General features: G+C 67.6%; 18 protein-coding genes. 4 read left to right on the top strand and 14 right to left on the bottom strand.

The window, feature by feature from the left end:
* Positions 1–186: 186 nt before the first annotated feature.
* Complete coding sequence (locus tag IE95_RS19275) at positions 187–1,200, top strand: zeta toxin family protein (RefSeq protein WP_084690412.1); 1,014 nt, start codon at positions 187–189, stop codon at positions 1,198–1,200.
* 78 nt (positions 1,201–1,278) lie between these two features.
* Here IE95_RS19275 and IE95_RS20580 read toward each other — a convergent pair whose 3' ends face one another.
* From IE95_RS20580 to IE95_RS0117965, 8 genes are all read right to left on the bottom strand, one after another.
* Positions 1,279–1,425: a hypothetical protein gene (locus IE95_RS20580; protein WP_157283448.1), complete on the bottom strand. Its 147-nt coding sequence runs from the start codon at positions 1,423–1,425 to the stop codon at positions 1,279–1,281.
* A gap of 467 nt (positions 1,426–1,892) precedes the next feature.
* Entirely contained in the window at positions 1,893–2,066 is a 174-nt protein-coding gene (locus tag IE95_RS20575; protein WP_157283446.1) for a hypothetical protein, read from the bottom strand.
* A 98-nt stretch (positions 2,067–2,164) separates the two neighbouring features.
* A complete protein-coding gene (locus IE95_RS20925) occupies positions 2,165–2,980 on the bottom strand; it encodes a hypothetical protein (RefSeq protein WP_051703291.1) in 816 nt (271 codons plus the stop codon).
* Between the two features lie 9 nt (positions 2,981–2,989).
* Positions 2,990–3,562, bottom strand: a complete 573-nt coding sequence (locus tag IE95_RS0117985; protein ID WP_030153517.1) for a recombinase family protein — start codon at positions 3,560–3,562, stop codon at positions 2,990–2,992.
* 145 nt (positions 3,563–3,707) lie between these two features.
* Complete coding sequence (locus IE95_RS0117980; protein ID WP_030153515.1) at positions 3,708–4,526, bottom strand: AAA family ATPase; 819 nt, start codon at positions 4,524–4,526, stop codon at positions 3,708–3,710.
* Positions 4,523–5,923 carry a Mu transposase C-terminal domain-containing protein gene (locus IE95_RS0117975; protein WP_030153513.1) on the bottom strand — a complete coding sequence of 467 codons (1,401 nt, stop codon included), beginning with the start codon at positions 5,921–5,923 and terminating at the stop codon, positions 4,523–4,525. Before IE95_RS0117975 ends, IE95_RS0117980 begins: the two co-directional genes overlap by 4 nt.
* Positions 5,924–5,926: 3 nt before the next feature.
* Positions 5,927–6,526: a recombinase family protein gene (locus IE95_RS0117970; protein ID WP_036572654.1), complete on the bottom strand. Its 600-nt coding sequence runs from the start codon at positions 6,524–6,526 to the stop codon at positions 5,927–5,929.
* Between the two features lie 733 nt (positions 6,527–7,259).
* Positions 7,260–7,649, bottom strand: a complete 390-nt coding sequence (locus tag IE95_RS0117965) for a heavy metal-responsive transcriptional regulator (RefSeq protein ID WP_028708020.1) — start codon at positions 7,647–7,649, stop codon at positions 7,260–7,262.
* 78 nt (positions 7,650–7,727) lie between these two features.
* Here IE95_RS0117965 and merA point away from each other — a divergent pair, with 78 nt between their 5' ends.
* Complete coding sequence (merA, locus tag IE95_RS0117960) at positions 7,728–9,176, top strand: mercury(II) reductase (RefSeq protein WP_030153508.1); 1,449 nt, start codon at positions 7,728–7,730, stop codon at positions 9,174–9,176.
* A 66-nt stretch (positions 9,177–9,242) separates the two neighbouring features.
* Here merA and IE95_RS0117955 read toward each other — a convergent pair whose 3' ends face one another.
* From IE95_RS0117955 to IE95_RS0117935, 5 genes are all read right to left on the bottom strand, one after another.
* Complete coding sequence (locus IE95_RS0117955) at positions 9,243–9,839, bottom strand: cadmium resistance transporter (RefSeq protein ID WP_030153505.1); 597 nt, start codon at positions 9,837–9,839, stop codon at positions 9,243–9,245.
* On the bottom strand, positions 9,836–10,195 hold the full coding sequence (gene cmtR / locus IE95_RS0117950) for a Cd(II)/Pb(II)-sensing metalloregulatory transcriptional regulator CmtR (protein ID WP_028708027.1): 360 nt from the start codon (positions 10,193–10,195) through the stop codon (positions 9,836–9,838). The genes IE95_RS0117955 and cmtR overlap by 4 nt, the downstream gene beginning before the upstream one ends.
* A gap of 264 nt (positions 10,196–10,459) precedes the next feature.
* A complete protein-coding gene (locus IE95_RS0117945; RefSeq protein ID WP_030153499.1) occupies positions 10,460–11,191 on the bottom strand; it encodes a hypothetical protein in 732 nt (243 codons plus the stop codon).
* Positions 11,188–13,695: a DEAD/DEAH box helicase gene (locus IE95_RS0117940; protein ID WP_051703290.1), complete on the bottom strand. Its 2,508-nt coding sequence runs from the start codon at positions 13,693–13,695 to the stop codon at positions 11,188–11,190. The genes IE95_RS0117945 and IE95_RS0117940 overlap by 4 nt, the downstream gene beginning before the upstream one ends.
* 549 nt (positions 13,696–14,244) lie before the next feature.
* Positions 14,245–14,787, bottom strand: a complete 543-nt coding sequence (locus IE95_RS0117935; protein ID WP_030153496.1) for a hypothetical protein — start codon at positions 14,785–14,787, stop codon at positions 14,245–14,247.
* A 469-nt stretch (positions 14,788–15,256) separates the two neighbouring features.
* Between IE95_RS0117935 and IE95_RS0117925 the strand changes: the two genes are divergently transcribed.
* Together IE95_RS0117925 and IE95_RS0117920 are read left to right on the top strand one after the other, a co-directional pair.
* On the top strand, positions 15,257–15,568 hold the full coding sequence (locus IE95_RS0117925; protein WP_129429662.1) for a hypothetical protein: 312 nt from the start codon (positions 15,257–15,259) through the stop codon (positions 15,566–15,568).
* Positions 15,569–15,629: 61 nt separating this feature from the next.
* The gene (locus tag IE95_RS0117920; RefSeq protein ID WP_030153492.1) at positions 15,630–15,968 is read left to right on the top strand and encodes a histone-like nucleoid-structuring protein Lsr2; all 339 of its coding nucleotides are present in this window, start codon (positions 15,630–15,632) and stop codon (positions 15,966–15,968) included.
* Between the two features lie 56 nt (positions 15,969–16,024).
* On the opposite strand, the gene IE95_RS19880 is transcribed toward IE95_RS0117920, so the two are convergent.
* On the bottom strand, positions 16,025–17,086 hold the full coding sequence (locus tag IE95_RS19880) for an abortive infection family protein (protein WP_129429663.1): 1,062 nt from the start codon (positions 17,084–17,086) through the stop codon (positions 16,025–16,027).
* Positions 17,087–17,227: the final 141 nt, after the last annotated feature.

Below are 17,227 nucleotides of genomic sequence, written 5' to 3'. Positions count from 1 at the left end.
GGATACCTAGGCAGTTCCACTCCACCGCGGGAGGCCCTCCTACGCCATCGATCAGATCAGCGCGTCACACCCTCTCGACCAACGTCCCCGGTCAGTACATCTAGACATGGGCGGCTGACCGAGAACCATGATCAGCACGCGGCCCACCGGTAGACCGTCCGGGAGTTCTCCCGCTCGGGGGGACCGCTGGACAAGGACGGACCGCACTCCACGCTGAACAACCCCGCGTGGTTCATCGACGGCAAGGTCGAGCAGCCCACCGCGCGCCGTCGAGCCCTGTGGCGGCGCCTGCGTGAGGAGACCCGGGCAGAGACGCCCGGGGCCCGTCAGGAGGGCAAGGCGATCGTCCTGGCTGGTCCTCCCGGGGCCGGCAAGGGATTCGTCCAGGGCAACGTCCTGGGCCTGGACAAGGACGCCTGGCTGGTCGTGGACGCGGACCGGTTCAAGGAGAAGCTGCTGCGCGAGGCCCTGGCCGACGGCAGCTATGAGACCTTCCTCAAGCCCGACGGCGTGCGCGAGCGTGAGGAAGCCGGCGAGCCGTTCTTCCCCCTCGAGCTCGCAGCGCTCGTGCACGAGGAGTCCTCGCACCTGGCGCGCGTGCTGCGTGACGAGGCCCTGCGGGAGGGGACGAACGTCGTGATCGACTCCGTGCTGTCCAAGCCAGCCGCCGCGGTCGAGCTCGGCGAGAAGTTGGCGGCCGCGGGGTACGAGGTCGAGGTCGTGGACGTCGAAGTGCCCTACGAGCTCTCCCAGGCCCGCATCGCCCAGCGCTGGCGCCAGTCCTACGAGGGCGCCGTCGTGACCGGCGACGGGCTCGGTGGCCGCTGGGTCCCCAGCCTCTACGCCCGTGACGTCTTCAACGGCCCTGACGGGCGCTCCCGCTCCCAGGAGTCCGCGGCCGCCCTCGCCGCCTCGTGCCCGGCCGTGGTCCGCTACCGCCGCTTCTGGACCGAGGCCGAGAACACACCCATGCGCGTGGAGACCGACAAGGGACGCTTCCAGCGCGAGGGAGACCTCGTCGACCACAGCCTCATCACCGCGCGCACCCGCAGCGCCACGAGCTTCGCCACCAGCACCCGGCCAACCCCGCACAGAGGCAACGCGCGAGGCCTGCAGACCGAACGCGAGTGGACGAGGGACCCCCACGGCGCTGCGCGCCAGCCGAGACATCTCGTCAGTGACCTGAACACCGCCGTCTGAGGTCCCCCCGCGGGTGCAGATCGACGTCAGGCTGGACGAGCAGGCGACGAGGGCGTTGTCAGGTCCCGCGCCGCAGGTCTAGCTCGACGAGTGCTTGGTCAGCCCTTCGACGAGGCTCTCCCACGCGGCGTCGCTGGGACTCACGGGCTTCTCGGGCTTGGGCTGGACGGGAACGGCGGTACGGTCAGCGAGGCACGCGAGGTTGAGGCGGTAGGTGTTGCGCAAGCGCCTGAAGTCGAACGCGGTACGTGAAGCAGCGCGGCGGTGATCGGTGATGAGCTCGACGGCGCGCAGCTCGCGCAGGCCCTTGCTGCGGGTGTCATCGCTGAGGCCGTAGAGCTCGGTGGCCCGGTCCGATCGTGTTGTCGGGCGTGTACTCGTGCCCGTGGGGGCAGTACGTCTTGGCGCCCGCCGGACCCGACACCGTCGACGCTCCCGGTCCGGTGCCACCGGTTGTAGTGCACCCGGCACCAGCCGCGCGTTCGTCGCAGCCGTCGATCGTGCACGATCGCGCCCGGCGGCCGCGGGCCGCCGCCGTCGTCGTGAAATGCACGCGCACCTGCTCCGCTCGTTCCTCGTCGAGCACCCATCGGCCCTCGAGCGGCGGCGGGAACGTGGCACGCAGGCACGCGTACACCGCCGCCCGCGAGACCCCAGCCTCGCAGCGAGCCCCGCCGGCGTGCGAAGCGACATCACGCGCGTTCCTCCGCGATCGGCTGCGCACTGCGGCCACGCCGTGGCGTGCCCGTGCGGTCCAGGCTGCGCCGCACCGCCGTCTGCGTACGCCCCGTCAGCTCGCCCACTTCACGCAGCCCGGCCGCGTACTGCTCGGCCACGAACCGGTCGAACCGGTCCCGCTGAAACACGTTGTACCCGTTCTTTGAATCGCCGCGGAACTAAGGCCGCATATCGAGCACGGGACGCGATGGGTACGGCACGATGCGACCGTAGCCGAGCCTAGAGGTCACACGACGTCGAAGGCCCTGCTCGCCCCGAGCTGGACGAGCGTCGCGGCCAAGTGGACTGCGGCCCGCGCCTCGTCCCGCGTCTCCGCCCTCGTCGGGTTCAGCCCACCGTGCCGTGAGGTCTGCCCATCCCAGAGCACCCGCATCATGTTCAGAATCGTCTCAACGCCCTCGCTCGCCTTCCCGTCGGCGATGACGAACTTCCACTTGGCCGGCTTCGCTCCGATGTCTCTGATCATCGTCCCGAGGGTCTGCACGGCGTTCTGGGGGGAGACGAGAGGTGCGAACGCGGCCTCGACGGCCTTGATCGACTCGCTGTAGGCCTTTGCCGGATCTGGGTTGCGCCCGTAGGCCTCGTTCCATGCAGTGGCGAGGTGGTCTCCAGCGGATCCGGTGGCAGAGTTGACGGTCTCGGCGACTAGTTCCCTGACTCCCGGGACGACGCGTTCTTCAAGGCCTCGCCGGTCGTCCCGAACGCGGTACGCCGAGTTTGCCGCTTCGAGGAGATTGACGAGGTTCTGAGCTCTGCCGTCGTCCCATCCGTAAGCCTCGAGCAACGCATCGACGAGATCGAGCATGAAACCGGGATCGTCTGTGCAGTGCTGCACGAAGTGCTGCCGAGGGTTGACCCTCGCCGGGAGAGGGATGCGGAGCGCGATGGCCATCTCCTCGTACCGCGGGGTACCTCCGAAGGTCCCGGGATTCAGGGATTCGTCGATCCAGTTCCAGAGGGGCTGAGCGAGATGGGCGGGCACGTCTTCGTACGGGTCCTCGAGCGCGCGCTGCGCGCTGCGCCTCCCAGGCTTCCATTGCATGGCCGGATCCTACAGCGAGGTAACGACAGCCAGGTGGCGGTACAGGGTGTCTCGGGAGACGCCGAGCGCTCTGGCTACGGCTGCGCGAGACTGGCCGCCCGCGAGGGCCACGCGCGCGGCCGCAACTCGGTCAGGGGTCATGACGCTCGGGCGGCCGCCGACCCGACCGCGGGCGCGCGCCGCGGCGAGGCCGTCGAGAGTGCGCTCTCGCGCGAGGTCGGCTTCCATCTGCGCGACCGCCGCGAGGACGTGGACCATAAGGCGGCCAGCCGCGCTGGAGGTGTCGAGGGTCTCGGAGAGTGATCGCAGGGTGACGGCGCGCTCGTCGAGGTCGCGAACCAGGCGTGCGACGTGGGCGGCGGAGCGGCCGAGGCGGTCGAGCTTGGTGACGACGAGGGTATCTCCCTCGCGCAGGCCGGCGAGTACTCGCGTGAGCTCGGGGCGGTCCTCGCGGGTGCCGGACGCCTTCTCCACGACGACGTTGCGCTCGTCGACGCCGCCGGGTCCGGTGAGGGCGTCGATCTGGGCGTCGAGGTTCTGTGCGGTCGTGGAGACGCGGGCGTAGCCGTAGATGTGAGCCATGCGCTGACGGTAGCGAAAACCCCCGGGTCGCATTCTGCGACACCGGGGGTTTTCGGACACTAGTTCTGCGACATGTTCTGTCGGCGTGTCGCTGTGGCGTGTGCCGATAAGTGGCGGGGTTCTATCGGTGGTGTGTGGCGGCCAGTCAGCTGACGCCGATGACAAGGGTGCTGGCGGCGGCTTCGATGACGTCGTTGGTGATGGTGTGGAGTTCGTTGATCTTCAGGACGCGCTCGATCTGGGGGAAGAGTCGTTCCAGGAGTCGGAAGTTACCTCGGGTGATCCGGGCGATGGCGGCGATGGCTTGGGCGTCGGTGAAGTCCTCTGGGTCGAGGGTCTTGGCGAGGGCGCGCCAATGCCGTTGCAGGACGAAGAGCAGTTCCTCTTTGCCCAGGGGTCGGTACTGGTGGGCGAAGCCGACGCGGCTGTAGAACTGGGGGTAGTGGCTGAACTGCTTCTCCAGACCGGGCATGCCGATCAGGATGAGGGCGATGTTGTCGCGGTCGTAGCGGTCTCGCAGCAGTTCCAGTGCGGTGGGGCGGAGGCGTTCGGACTCATCGACGATGACCAGCTCCACGTAGTTCCTGCTGTGGCGCCACCCGCGCGTCTCTGGCGTGACCTGCCCGGCCGGCGCGAGGTGCTGCTCGATGCAGATGTTGGTGCGGGTGATGACCTGGTCGAGTTCGTCCTTCAAGGCTCGTGGGGTGGTCAGCACGCTGGGGGTGTAGAGCACGGTGCGGCTCTTGGCCAGCGCAGCGTAGACCTGCGCGTCACTGTCGGAGCGCGGTCCCCAGTAGGTCAGCAGGTCGTGGACCTTGTCCCAGCGGGCGTAGCGGCGCGCCGAGAGCGTCTTGCCCACGCCGGCTGGTCCGAAGCACAGGCCGATGGTGTGCCCGCGTCGCACGGCGTCGGCGAACTCGGTGAAGCGGCGGTGTTCTTTGGTCACGATGAAGCGCTGACTCACCTCAGGTCCTCTCTGTAGACCTTCAAGTTCCGCCGTGTCGCCGATGGCGGCGCCTGGGTCGCTGGTGGCGTTTCGGTGGTGTGGGTGGCCACGACGGCGATCCGCTCGTTGATGCCCTCCCGCAACGCCCGGCGACGGGCGTTGCGGGCTGCCTGGACCTCCTTGAGACTGACCTTCTGGTCGTGGTGGTCTTGGTTGATGGCCTTGCAGACGAACTCCTCGTGGTCGAACACGCGGACCTCGGTGATGTCCCTGGGGTCGTAGCGGATCACCACCGACCGGCCGACATAGCCGGCCAAGGTGGGCGAGATGTAGCGCAGGCCCTGGAAGTGGATGCCATCGCGGCGCACGACCCTGGTCTGGGCGACGGTGAGCAGGAGCCCGTCGAGGTCTTCCAGGCTCTCGGGCATTCGCGGCAGCCAGCCCTCAGCGATCCACGCAGCGCGCGGGGAGGTGCCGAGTTCGCTGTGAGCTCGGTCGTTGTAGGTGATTACGAACTCTTCCAGCGCAGCGTCAAGTTCAGCCAGGGACAGCTTCGGCGTTGGCCATGGGTGACCCTCGGCGATGTACCCAGGTAGACCAGCCAGCAGCTCGGTGTTCACGGTCCCGAAGAACCTCTCCACCTTGCCGCGACCCTGCGGGCGCGCGACGGCAGAGTGGATGAGCCGGATATGCAAGTCCACGGCTGTGCCGGTGAGTTGGTTGCTGATGAAGTCGCTGCCGTGATCGACGTAGAGCACATCGGGCAGGCCGCACATCGGCCAGGCGAGGTCGGTCTTGTGCCAGATCGCCTGGCGCAGCGCCAGCGCGGTGTTCATCGCCGAGGGCGCACCGAGGAACACGGTGTAGCCGCAGATAGCGCGCGAGCAGTCATCGATGATCGTCGTCAGCCACGGCCGGGCGGGCTTGCCGTCGGTGCCCACCACGAGGACATCGAGCAGGGTGTGATCGGCCTGCCACATCGCGTTCGGCCGCTCGGCCTGTCGGCGCAGCGCGATCTCGTACTTGTCTCGGTAGGACGTCGGCCCTTCCAGGGCCAGGGTGACCATGCCCGGATCGAGGTCGGCGATGATCGCGCGCACGACGCCATAAGAGGGCACGGGCCATCCCTGCTCCTCGCAGATGGTGCTGACCTTGCGGTGGATGGTGATGATCGCCGGCCGAGGCTTCCTCAACGCCAGCCCTTCGACCAACGACACGAGCTCGGCGGGCAGGCGGCGGCTGCCGGCATCAGCACGCTGCCGCCTATCGAGGCTTGCGTATCCCTCGGTGCGGTAGCGGGCGTGCCACCGCTCCAGCGTGCGCAGCCCGATCCCGGTGTCACGGGCCAGGGCGGCGAGCGAGATCTGGTCCTCGACGTGAAGCCTGAGGATCTCCCAGCGCCCGGCCGCGTCCATGACCTACACGGCGCTTCTCGACTGTCGTGGTTCGACCACTGGGACACTTTGGCGGTTGAGCACGCGGTAGATGGTGGCGCGGCTGACGCCCAAGACCGCACCGATCTGCGCCACCGTCATCTCCTTCTGCTGATACATCCGACGCGCCGCCTTGACCTGGTCCGGCGACAGTGCGGGCGGTCGCCCGCCTTTGCGGCCACGGGCCCGGGCAGCGGCCAGTCCTGCGTTGGTGCGCTCACGGATCAGGTCACGCTCGAACTCGGCCAGCGCGGCGAAGACGTGGAACACCAGCCGCCCGCCCGAGGAGGTCGTGTCGATCGTCTCCTGCAAGGAGCGGAACCCCACGCCCTGCTCGGACAGGACCTGCAGCTGGTCGATGAGATGCCTGATCGAGCGACCCAACCGGTCCAGCCGCCACACCACCAGCGTGTCCCCCGGGCGCAGCTGGTCCATCAGCTTCTCCAGCTCGGGCCGGTGATCCAGGGAGCCAGAGATCGTGTCGACGAAGACCCGATAACACCCGGCCGCAGTCAGCGCATCGATCTGCAGCGCAGCGTCCTGATCAGTCGTCGACACACGCGCATAACCCAGCAGATGCCCCATGATGCTGACTGTAGCGATACTCATCCAGCACGGGAAGTATCGAGCCATAGAATCCGGCACTGAGTTTCGCTACAGACGGCATCGGCCGAGAACCGCGAAGCGTCAAGCATCCTGAAGAGGGCGACGATCCCTCGTCGCGGCTGTAGCGGAATCGTTCGTTTACGGGACGACAGGCCGTCCCATATGACGCACCGTCACCGGACAACCCTTCTCGGGCGGTCTTGCGAACATTCGGGCGTGGGTTTCCGCCGATGACCTGCACCGCCTCCGCAACGGGTTCCTCCTACGGGACGGACAACTGGACCGACCGCAACCGCTGCGAGGGCGGACCACTGAGCGTTAGGGGGTCCCGTCCGGCTCCGATGCCCTCTCCAGGCTTCGGACCGCTGCCAGGCGGTGGAGCTCAGACCGTCGGATGAGGAGTGCGGCAACGGGCGCCCGCGATCGCGCTGGCGGCGTGATGATTGGTCGTCATTCGCGCCCTTTGGTTCCTTCGCGCACCATCCGACGATGTTCGCCGCGGCCGGCGGCGTGCCCGCGTTGCGGGCGGAGTCGTTCAGTCGCGAGCGATGCGAAGGGCGACCCAGAGCGCGCACCTTCGGCAGATGTAGGCCGGTTCGCTCCCGAGTGCGTGGAGCGACCTTCGTGGCCGCTGGCGGCCGCAGCACGAGCATCGTTGCTGGGTGTCATCGGCCATGTCGCGATGGTGCCACGGGCCGGTGACCTTCGCGGGTCACAGGTAGCGGCAGACGTCCTCGGGGGAGCATGTGGCCGGGTCGCCGGTGGTGGCGTGCTCGCGCAGGATGGCGATCGTGGTGCGTAGCTGCGCGAGCTCGGCGAGCTGCCGGTCGATGACCGCGAGGCGGGTGTCGAGCAGGTCGGTGACGTGCTGGCAGGGGGCCTGGCCCCGGTCTCGGATGGCCAGCACCTGGCCGATCTGGGCCAGGGTCAGCCCGGCGGCTTGGCCCCGGCGGATGAAGTGCAGCCGGTCGAGCACCTCGGGGCCGTAGTCCCGGTACCCCGCCGGGCTGCGGTCGGGGTCGGGGAGGAGTCCGACGTCCTCGTAGTACCGCAGGGTCTTAGCTGTCGTGCCCGACGCCTGAGCCACCTCACCGATCCGCATGCCACTCATTCTGCCTTGACCTTCCAGTGCACTGGAAGGTCGATCCTGGTCCTGAGGCGCGGCAACAAGGGAGGACTTATGACGGCAACGGACAAGGGCAGGTCGTATGACCTGGCAGTGATCGGGTCCGGTGGGGCGGCGTTCGCGGCCGCGATCCGCGCCACCACCCTGGGCAAGCGGGTGGTGATGATCGAGCGCGGCACCATCGGCGGTACCTGCGTGAACACCGGGTGTGTGCCCTCCAAAGCCCTGCTCGCGGCCGCCGAGGCCCGCCACGTCACACTCGACGCCGCCCGGTTCCCCGGTCTGCCACTCCCCGACGCCCCACCGGTCGACATGCCCGCCATGGTCGCCGGCAAGGACAAGCTCGTCGGATCGCTGCGCAGCGAGAAGTACGCGGCCCTGGCCGCCGAGTACGGGTGGGCCCTCCACCCCGGCGAGGCCACCTTCGTCGGCACACCGACTGAGCCGGCACTCCGCGTGACCGGCCCGGACGGCACGGCGGAAACCGTCCGGGCCGCGCACCACCTCATCGCTACCGGCTCCACGCCCTGGGCGCCGCCGGTCCCCGGCCTGCAGGAGGCCGGTTATCTGACCTCGACGACCGCGATGGAGCTGGACCACGTCCCGGAGTCGCTGCTGGTCATCGGCGGCGGCTACGTCGCCATGGAGCAGGCCCAGCTCTTCTCCCGCCTCGGTGCCCAGGTCACCATGCTCGTCCGCTCACGGCTGGCCTCCCACGAGGAACCCGAGGCCGCCACCGCCCTGGAAGAAATCCTCGCCGACGAAGGCATCGAGATCATCCGCGGCGCGGTGCCCACCGCGGTGCGCCGCGACCCGGCCACCGGCGAGGTCACGGTCACCGCCACCACCGCCGACGGCTCACACGAGCTCCGCGCGGCCGAGCTCCTCGTTGCCACCGGCCGCCGCCCGGTCACCGGCACGCTCGGCCTCGACACCATCGGCGTGCGCGCCGGCAAGCGCGGCGAGGTCATCATCGACAGCCACCTGCGCACCACGAACCCGCGGATCTGGGCCGCGGGTGACGTCACCGCCCACCCGCAGTTCGTGTACGTCGCCGCGGCCCACGGCGCCCTGGTCGCCGACAACGCCCTCACCGGAGCCGGCCGGGAGGTCGACTACCGCCACCTGCCCCGGGTCGTGTTCACCAGCCCCGCCCTGGCCTCCGTCGGAATGACCGACCAGCAGGCCCGCACTGCCGGGATCCGCTGCGACAGCCGCGTCCTGCCCCTGGCGCACGTCCCGCGCGCCATCGTCAACCGTGACACCCGCGGGCTCATCAAGATCGTCACCGACGCCGACACCGGCCGCATCATCGGCATCACCGCCCTCGCCCAGGACGCCGGTGACCTCGCCGCCGCCGGCGTCTACATCCTCGAGGCCGGCATGACCACCGACCAGGTCGCCAACCTCTGGAGCCCCTACCTGACCATGGCCGAAGGCCTCAAACTCACCGCCCAAACCTTCACCACCGACATCACCAAACTCTCCTGCTGCGCAGCATGAACCCGCACAGGGATCCCTATACCGGAGCGTCGAGCCTGGCGACCTCTCTCGTTCGCTTTGGCTCCGTCAGAGACCGAACGCTCCTCCGCTGACGAGGATGACGATGCCGAGGCCGATCAGGACGATGGGGAACAGGATGTGTTCCCAGCGCTCGAGGACTTCAGCGATCGGCGGCCGGGTGGCAACGAACTTGGCGACTACGACCAGGACCGCGACGAGCGCGAGGAAGACGAGGCAGTAGGCGACCACTGCGATGGGTTCCACGCTGAGGAAGACGGGGACATAGACGCCGATGTTGTCTCCGCCGTTGGCGAAGGTGACTCCTGCGACGGTCCACGCGCTGACCTTCGTGCCCGTGACCTTGGCGTCATCGTCGTCATCGTCTCCGCGCCAGGCTTGCCATGCAGCCCAGAGACCGAGGGCCAGGGGGATGAGCCCGAAGTACGGGATAGCTGCTGAGGGCAGGAATGCTCCGGCTCCGATAGTCACCAGCACAGCGGCACCGAGGATGCAGGCGAACCCCACGTACTGGCCGACCAAGATGCGGGTGGTCGTCCCGCGTTGGCCCGCGCCGCGGGCGAAGAACAAGGAGAGCACGATGATGTCGTCGATGTTGGTCGCGATGAACAGGCCGATTGCCTGCAGGACCGCAGCCAGGATCACGCGCCCGCCTCTGCTGCGTCGCATCCGTGCACCGAGCAGGCAGGATCGATGCACGGGGCGTTCTCGTCAACCGCGAGGGTGACGTCAACCAGGGCGGTCAGCGCCTGCGTCAGGTGGGGATCGGCGATCTCGTAGCGCGTCTTGCGGCCCTCGGGTTCGGCAGCAACGATGCCGCAGTCGCGCAGGCACGCCAGATGATTGGACACGTTGGAGCGTGTGAGGTCCAGATCGCGGGCCAGCTCTGCCGGGTAGGCCGGCCGGTCGAGCAGCGTCAGGATGATCCGGGACCTGGTCGGGTCGGCCAGCGCGCGGCCCAACCGGTTCATCACGTCCAGGCGAGAAGCAATGGTCAGCATGCGCTGAACTATACAGCGAGGACTGAAGTGGTTTTACGCAGCCCGGAGTCGCTAAGCGTGCGAACGAGGCTGTGTCAGTTGGGGATCGACCCACGGGACGATTCGCCCGATCATCAGGGAACTCACGAAGCGGCGACAGAACCCCGCCACATAACGGCCAAGGCCACACCGCGTGGGCCGGGTGGGAGTGTCGGGGCGCCCGGTGAGGGGTCGGCTAACGGGCACCGTTCACCATCGGGTGAAGGGAGCGCGCCCGCGCAGTGCTCACGGGCTGGCCCAAACGGTCAGCCGCGCGCCGATTGTGGTCCGCAGGTACGCCTGGGTCGACGCGAGCAGGTCGAGCTGAGCGGTGGACGCCTTCGTGATTGACATCCCGGGCTGTGCAAGGACGATGCGCACCTCAGAGCGCAGCACGAGCGACTTTTCCTGCAGTGCGTACAGCGCGACAGGGTCGCCGACCTCGAACGGGCTGACTCCCTCTCGGGCCTGCTTAGCCTGTGCCCGGGCCCGGAGCGTGCGGAAGAACGGCTGTAGGTCGGTGCGACGCCAGGCCACGGACTTCTGTGCCTGGCCGCACAGCTCGTACAGGTCCGCGACGCGGGCCCCCGGCTGGTCCCCGTGGGAGAACTTGCAGTGCACGAGCTGAATAACGAGCGTGTCGTCCTCGACCCGCAAGCAAACGATGTCCGCGATCTCGCCGGTACCGTCGTCGTCGAGGATGATGTCCCAGGGGTGTGCGTCGGATCGCACCTCTGCGATCGCCCGGTGCTGGACAGAGTGCGTGAGCTTGGCCGCCTTCTGCGACTCGACGCGGATGTTCGTCGTTGACCAGTCGAGCGCGGTCAGTTGGTCGGTGTCGAACGGTGGTCGGTTCCACGTAGGGCGGTAGAGCATTGGCCCGTCGACCATTCGGTCATCGTCGAGGATGAACTTCAGTCCGTTCGCGTTCAGCCACTGGCTAAGGGGCTGCTGCGAGCGGGCGCGCAGCACCGTCACCTCGTCGTCGTCACGGCATGAGTACACGATGCTGCCGTCTTGGACGTCCGCCTGGTACCTGACTGACCACGCCCCCGTGTGCACCGTGAACGGAACGGGCCGGTCGTCACTGAGGTGTCCGGGAGGAGATCGGTCCGGGTGGCCGGGTGGATGCTCGCGCCGAGTTGAAGCCGGGTGTACTCCGCGGTGTGCAGGTACAGCTTCCAGGGCCACTCGACGCCGAGCAGGACACCCTCGGGGCGCGATTTCAGCAGTTCGGGCAGGATGAACTGACCGATGATCTGGTCGATCGTGATGGTGTCGTCGAGAAGGTGCGTACCTACATCGTCGCACCAGTCGCGCCAGTGCTTGAGTGAGTGAGCCGTCGCGTGAGACCAGATCCGGCCCTTGAGCGATGCGCTGATTGTCACGTGCTTGCCGTTGCGGTACCCACCCCCGGAGATGTTGGTCTGCGACTTCGTGCCCGCCTCAGCCTGAGAGAAACTCGCGGTCACGTCGGCGCCGACGTGCATGGAGAACCGACGGAACCGGTCGCGGGCGTCGATCACACCGACGTTCGTCGGGACAAGCCGGTCGATGCCGGCCATCACGCGGTATACGGTCTGCCCGGTGAAGCGGGTCGCCCCGGTGCCGACAAGCGCAGCGGTGAGGTCTTCAAACACGCCGTCATTCGCTGAGTGATTGATGTACAGCAACCGTCGGAACCGGTCAAAGTAGACGACGTAGAGCTCGAAGCCGACCTCCTCGATCGTCCGGAGGTCGCCCCACCGGACGGTGGACCGCTGCTCGACGACGCACCATGCGACCCCAGCCTCTGCGTTGATGCCGATCGGGTTGGTGAGGAGATTCGCCTCACCGAAGAAGTCGACCAGCGCCATCGGGTCCCAGTCGGAGGTCGGTGTGCGGTAGACCACCGTGCTGAGCTTGGGAAGCAGGTTCCGCAACGTGATCTCCTCGGGCACGCTGTTGAAGCCAGCCTCGAAGTCGCTGATCTCCTGCTGCTGGTCGACCACCGCGCTGGTCACGTCGTGAAGAAGCGCGTTCCAGTCGGCGTCCTCGGCGTACAACTGGCGTAGGCGTGTATCGACTTCGACGTCGGTCCGTGCGACGAACATCGACGCGGGTCCGTAGGACCCGTTGGCGCTCGTGCGGGTGAAGCGACCGATGAACTGGAGAGTGACACCGAGGCTCTTCCGCGAGTCATGGACCGCGGCGACCTTCAGTGCCGGCAGGTCGAATCCCTCACCGAGCATGTTGACGCACACGACGACGCGGCACCGGCGGGTAGCTAGGTCGGCGAGCGCGGCCTTCTGCTCTCTCTTCGACAGCGTGCTGTTGATGACGAGCGGGCGTAGGTCGCCAGCGATGCTTTGATAGGTCGGCAGTAGTTCCTTGGCTCGCTTCACGTTGTCGACTCGCGCCATCAGGATGTGGTCGTACCCCTCGGTAAGGTCACGACGCAGCCGGGAGACCGCGCGGTGTGCGACCTGTACGTCAACATCGTCGAAAGCGATGACGGCCTCGTATGTGATGGGGGAGAAGTAGTGCTGCGCCTGGGCCTCGCGCAAGGGGAACGTGTAGATTGACCGGCCCTGCAGGTGCTTGCCGTCCTCTCGGAACGGGGTGGCGGTGAACTGCACGACTGGGCGCTCCGAGAACCGCTCGCGGATGGCGCTCCACGTGCTGGCAGCGACGTGGTGTGCCTCGTCAACGAACAGGTGCGTGCATGCGTCCACGACCGCGGAGAGCGACTCGCTCGTGCACTTGCTCAGTGCCGACGGGGTCGTGACGATCACGTTGCATGCCGCGGCGAACGTCGCGGCGAGGTCGGGGTTGGTGAAGCCGTGTTCGATGCGGCCCACGACAGGGCGCAAGGCCGTTGGCGCGACGACGCCGAGCTCCTGAAGCACCCCGAGGGTCTCGAACTTCGTCGCGATTTGCTGGCGCAGGGAGTCGGAGGGGACGAGCACGAGGAGCCGGGGGATACGCGCAGCGACCAGGAGGGCAAGCATGGTCTCGGTCTTGCCCGTACCGGTCGGCATCACCACCGTCGCCGGCGTTGTTGCCTTGGTCGTCCAGTAACCGAGCACGGCGTGTACAGCACCGAGCTGGGGGGTACGGAGCCCAGGCGCGCCGGGCTCGCTCTCGGCAAAGCTCAGTGCATCGCGGTAAGACTCGACGACATCTGCCGCTGAGGTCCGCAGAAGTACGGACGGACGCTTCCAAGTCCCGCGGCGGAGGGGGGACCCGTCGGCCGCGCCAAGCGGAAGCTCGGCCCAGAGCAGGTCGGTGCCGAGAGCGCGGTCCACCGGTGCGGCGGGCCAACTACCGACAGATGAGCGTACCTCGAGCGCACCGGGCTCCGCCCCGGCATGTGCGACGGAGAAGGTCGTGGCGGGGACAAGAAGCTGGCGGACCTCGTTCCGGCCGAACATCTCAATCCGGGCCCACACGGGCGGCGCTGCCCACCCGGATGCGGGCAGCTTCTGCTTGGCGTCGGCCATGCCGGAAGTATGGCACGCGCGTCCTCCATCGGGGTCGAATGTCAGAACAGTTTTGCGGTTGGTTGCTGGTCGACCGGCAATCCCTCAGTGCCTAACAGATACCTGGTGCACTTGGTCGCTCAGCAGCCCAGGTCTGACGCGCGTGACGCCGTCGCGCGTTTCTGTTCACGAGTAGTACGGCGGTCAGGTCGCGGGTCGCCAGCATCAGACCGAGGGGCGCGACCGCCAACCAGACCCGCGTACCTACGCGAGCCACCAAGCTGTTCATCCTGGTGCGGGGGCAGGCGACTGTTCGATGTTCCCGATCCTGCCGAAGCGCCTGCAGGACCTGAGGTGCGCGCCCGACGACGTCGCAGTTTGGGGCGCGGACGAGCCCGCCGGGCGCGGCGACCGCGGAGGCGGGCAGGCTGGGCGTCTTCGACTCCGCCACCCGGCGAAACGGGCGATACTGAACCGCGCACGGAAATGTGGTCTCGGGGTCTTGTCGCCAGGAGGATAGCGCGAGCTGCGCGATCTGGGTGGGCGTGTCCGCCGTCGCAGCGGATGACGTCAGTGCTGGCTCTCGGAGTGGGGCTTGCGCATCGCTTCGCGCTGGAGTGCGGCCATCCCGGAGGTGTAGAGGTGCATGCACTTCGGGCAGACGGGCATCGACTCCATGCGGTCGGCCTCCCGGTCGCTGTTCATCCCGGGTAGCCGAGCGCTGCAGATCGCCATGTAGGCGTGCCGGGCGATGTGGACGTAGTTCGAGGCCCAGCGGTAGTCGTAGCGCCAGGGAGCCTCGATCGGGAAGTCGGCCATGCGGGGGCCGGGCTGGCGGTTGATCTCGGTCCACCATCCCAGCTGTGTGGTGCCGGTCGAGATCCGTGACTGGATGCAGCGGTGACGGGTCAAGAACGGCGCGTTCTTGGGGATCCCCTGCGCTATGTCCTGAGGGATGGCGCCTCGGGTGCGGTGGATGTACCAGCGCTCACCGATGTCGCTACCGGTCGCCCCATCGAACTCGGTGGCGTTGAAGGGCATGCGGTGCCCGGTGATGGTCGTCAGCCAGACGATGTCAGCCAGGCAGTCCTTGCACCTGGTGATGTCAGCCACGGACCACTCCTGGCGCGGTCGGGGGGAGGCAGAAGATCGTCATCGGTTCGCCCTTCAGGCAGGTTGGATCGAGGGTCCTCCATCGGGGCATTTGTTGCAAACACGTCTCGGCCTGGCTGTGCTGCTGCAGAGTCGGCGCCTGGGGCCGAAGCGGCCCGGGCCCCTGATCCGATGCGGCACGCACGAGGCGACGCTAGCTGGGTCGTTCCCTCACCCTCTGGCCATGCTCTCCAACCGAAGCCCGCGCACGAAGTCGCGGCGACACAGTCCCAACCTCTACACGACCGCGCGCGGCTGCCGCGGCAGTGCTCCGCGTCTGCTCGCATGCACCACGGCCCCTCATGCACGGGGCGTACCCACGATGATGACGACCACCACGACCACCACCACGACCGTGACCGAGTGGATCAGCGCGCCGGCGGGCATCAGGACGCGACGTTACGTACGGCCGCACCCGAGACTCCCCGGCATGACAAGCAACCAGACTCGCTACCTGACCGCCCCTCCGCCCACCACCCAGAACCCGACGCCGCCCCCGACAGGATCGTTGCGATGGGATGCAGTGCTCCAGAAAATGGCCAACCTGTGCGCGATCATCAGCATCTTCTTGCCGCTGGTACTGCCGGCAGCGTCGTCACCCGGCGAGGTGACGGTCAACACCACGACGAACACCACCACCAACAACTACTACTACTACTTCGACGCGCCCTGTCCCGAGCCTGAGGAACACGACCCGCCCAGCAGCGTTCCCGATCCCGACGGCTCCGTCGCCCGCCGCTAGCTCGCCTTGGCGGGGCGATGCTGGCCGCCCCGCCAAGAACACCTCGCGCGTTCCGCGCAAGATGCGCGAGTATTTCCGGAGGGTTCAACAGACGCGCGCGATCGTGACCGACGACCTCGACGGCACCGAGGAAGGCGTTAGGTCCTACCAGTTCGGCTGGCAGAACGCGGTGTACGAGATCGACCTGAACGACACCCACCGTGACGAGCTCCTGCGTGCGCTCCAGCCCTACATCGACGCCGGACGCCGTCAGGGCAAGATGCCAGCGGCCGCTCGCCGCGGCTCGAGCACCGGCGAAGACCTCGCCGCCGTCCGCACCTGGGCCCGAGCCAACGGACACGAAGTCTCCGACCGTGGCCGCGTCCCCAACGTGATCATCGAGGCATACCGCAAGCGCTGACCGCTCGCCTGGTCGTCGTGCTGAGCGTCGACGGGCGTGTCGATGCCTCCGATCGTTTAGCGGTTGGCCAGGACCCGATGTATGCCCGTCGAGGGTCCGAAGTTCACCGTTGCGACTGCACCGTGCTCGGTATCGGCGACGCCCGTGATGATCCCCTCGCCGTACGTCGGGTGGGTCAGGATCGAGCCTGCCTCGAGGGCGCTCGATGAGGGAACGGTTGCCGCAACGGGGGCGGGCTGGTCCTGGGGCTGGCCGCCTGTTCGGGCCTCCCACACCTCGATCAGGTAGACGACCGTGGGCAATGCCATCCCGACGGCCATCCGGGCTAGGGCCTCGTTGACGAGCAAGGTCCCGCTCCGGCCATGGCCGGTTCCCTTGGCGTTGCGGAGTTGGACGGCGCCGTTCAGGATCTGCGCGACGCTCCCCATGATCTGCTTCGCGGCTCGTGCCGCGACCGGGTCCTCGACTGATACCTCCGCAGGATCGAGCCCCAGGTGGATCTGCGTCTTCTTGATCAGGGCGGGCAGTTCGTCCTTGGTTCGATCGTCGCCGGTCTGGCCGAGGATCGTCTTGCACGTCGTCTCGATCAGGTCCTTCGTCTGACCGATCGCAGCCTCAGGATCCGTGGTGTAGTCGCGGCGGATCCTCTCGATCTGACGGCGCATCTCATGGATCTCGAGACGGACCGCCTCCTGCTCGGCTGCCGTGATCACGGTCCCGTCGGGCAGCGCGGCATCGTTGACGCTCGTCTCGAAGAGGCGCGCGAAGAGCGCAGAGTCATGCAGGGCGAGCCACGCCGGCAAGTCGATGTAGTCCATGACCACTGGCAGATTCGGGAACCGCTCGCGCAGCGACGGCGGGGGCTCGGAGTCCCACAGGTCTTCAGCAGGCTCGTAGCCGAGAACGGTCGGCAGGATGCTGTAGACGCAGGCGTCGTAGTCATCGTCTCCCCAGCTGAGCGACCGGAGGAGCCGGTCGTGTCCCACGATGACATCGCGCGTTCCGGTCTTGAGCCCGAGCTCACGCCAGCGCCCAGCATCCATCTCGGCGATGAGGCACTTGCCCACTGCCAGCTCGACGAGATTCGAAGGGGCGTCTTCCCGCAGTTGTAGTTGCACCCGGTCAGCGTAGGGCCGCGCGCGTCGGATCGACTGTGCGATCTAGGTGTACTGACCAGGATCGTTGTTGACGTGAAGAGAGACCTCCGTGTCGAGTGGGAGCTGTCTAGGAACCCGGCTCTGACCAACGGAGGTCTCTCG

It is taken from the genome of Oerskovia turbata, from assembly GCF_000718325.1.
Lineage (GTDB): Bacteria > Actinomycetota > Actinomycetes > Actinomycetales > Cellulomonadaceae > Oerskovia > Oerskovia turbata.
This window is presented reverse-complemented; position numbering and strand designations above follow the sequence as displayed.

Excerpts from the sequence above, each read along its gene's own strand:
- IE95_RS20925 (WP_051703291.1), bottom strand. The coding sequence starts at position 2,980 with ATGCAATGGAAGCCTGGGAGGCGCAGCGCGCAGCGCGCGCTCGAGGAC.
- IE95_RS0117985 (WP_030153517.1), bottom strand. The coding sequence starts at position 3,562 with ATGGCTCACATCTACGGCTACGCCCGCGTCTCCACGACCGCACAGAAC.
- IE95_RS0117925 (WP_129429662.1), top strand. The coding sequence starts at position 15,257 with ATGACAAGCAACCAGACTCGCTACCTGACCGCCCCTCCGCCCACCACC.
- IE95_RS0117970 (WP_036572654.1), bottom strand. The coding sequence starts at position 6,526 with ATGGGGCATCTGCTGGGTTATGCGCGTGTGTCGACGACTGATCAGGAC.
- IE95_RS0117965 (WP_028708020.1), bottom strand. The coding sequence starts at position 7,649 with ATGCGGATCGGTGAGGTGGCTCAGGCGTCGGGCACGACAGCTAAGACC.
- cmtR (WP_028708027.1), bottom strand. The coding sequence starts at position 10,195 with ATGCTGACCATTGCTTCTCGCCTGGACGTGATGAACCGGTTGGGCCGC.
- IE95_RS0117940 (WP_051703290.1), bottom strand. The coding sequence starts at position 13,695 with ATGGCCGACGCCAAGCAGAAGCTGCCCGCATCCGGGTGGGCAGCGCCG.
- IE95_RS0117975 (WP_030153513.1), bottom strand. The coding sequence starts at position 5,923 with ATGGACGCGGCCGGGCGCTGGGAGATCCTCAGGCTTCACGTCGAGGAC.
- merA (WP_030153508.1), top strand. The coding sequence starts at position 7,728 with ATGACGGCAACGGACAAGGGCAGGTCGTATGACCTGGCAGTGATCGGG.
- IE95_RS0117920 (WP_030153492.1), top strand. The coding sequence starts at position 15,630 with ATGCGCGAGTATTTCCGGAGGGTTCAACAGACGCGCGCGATCGTGACC.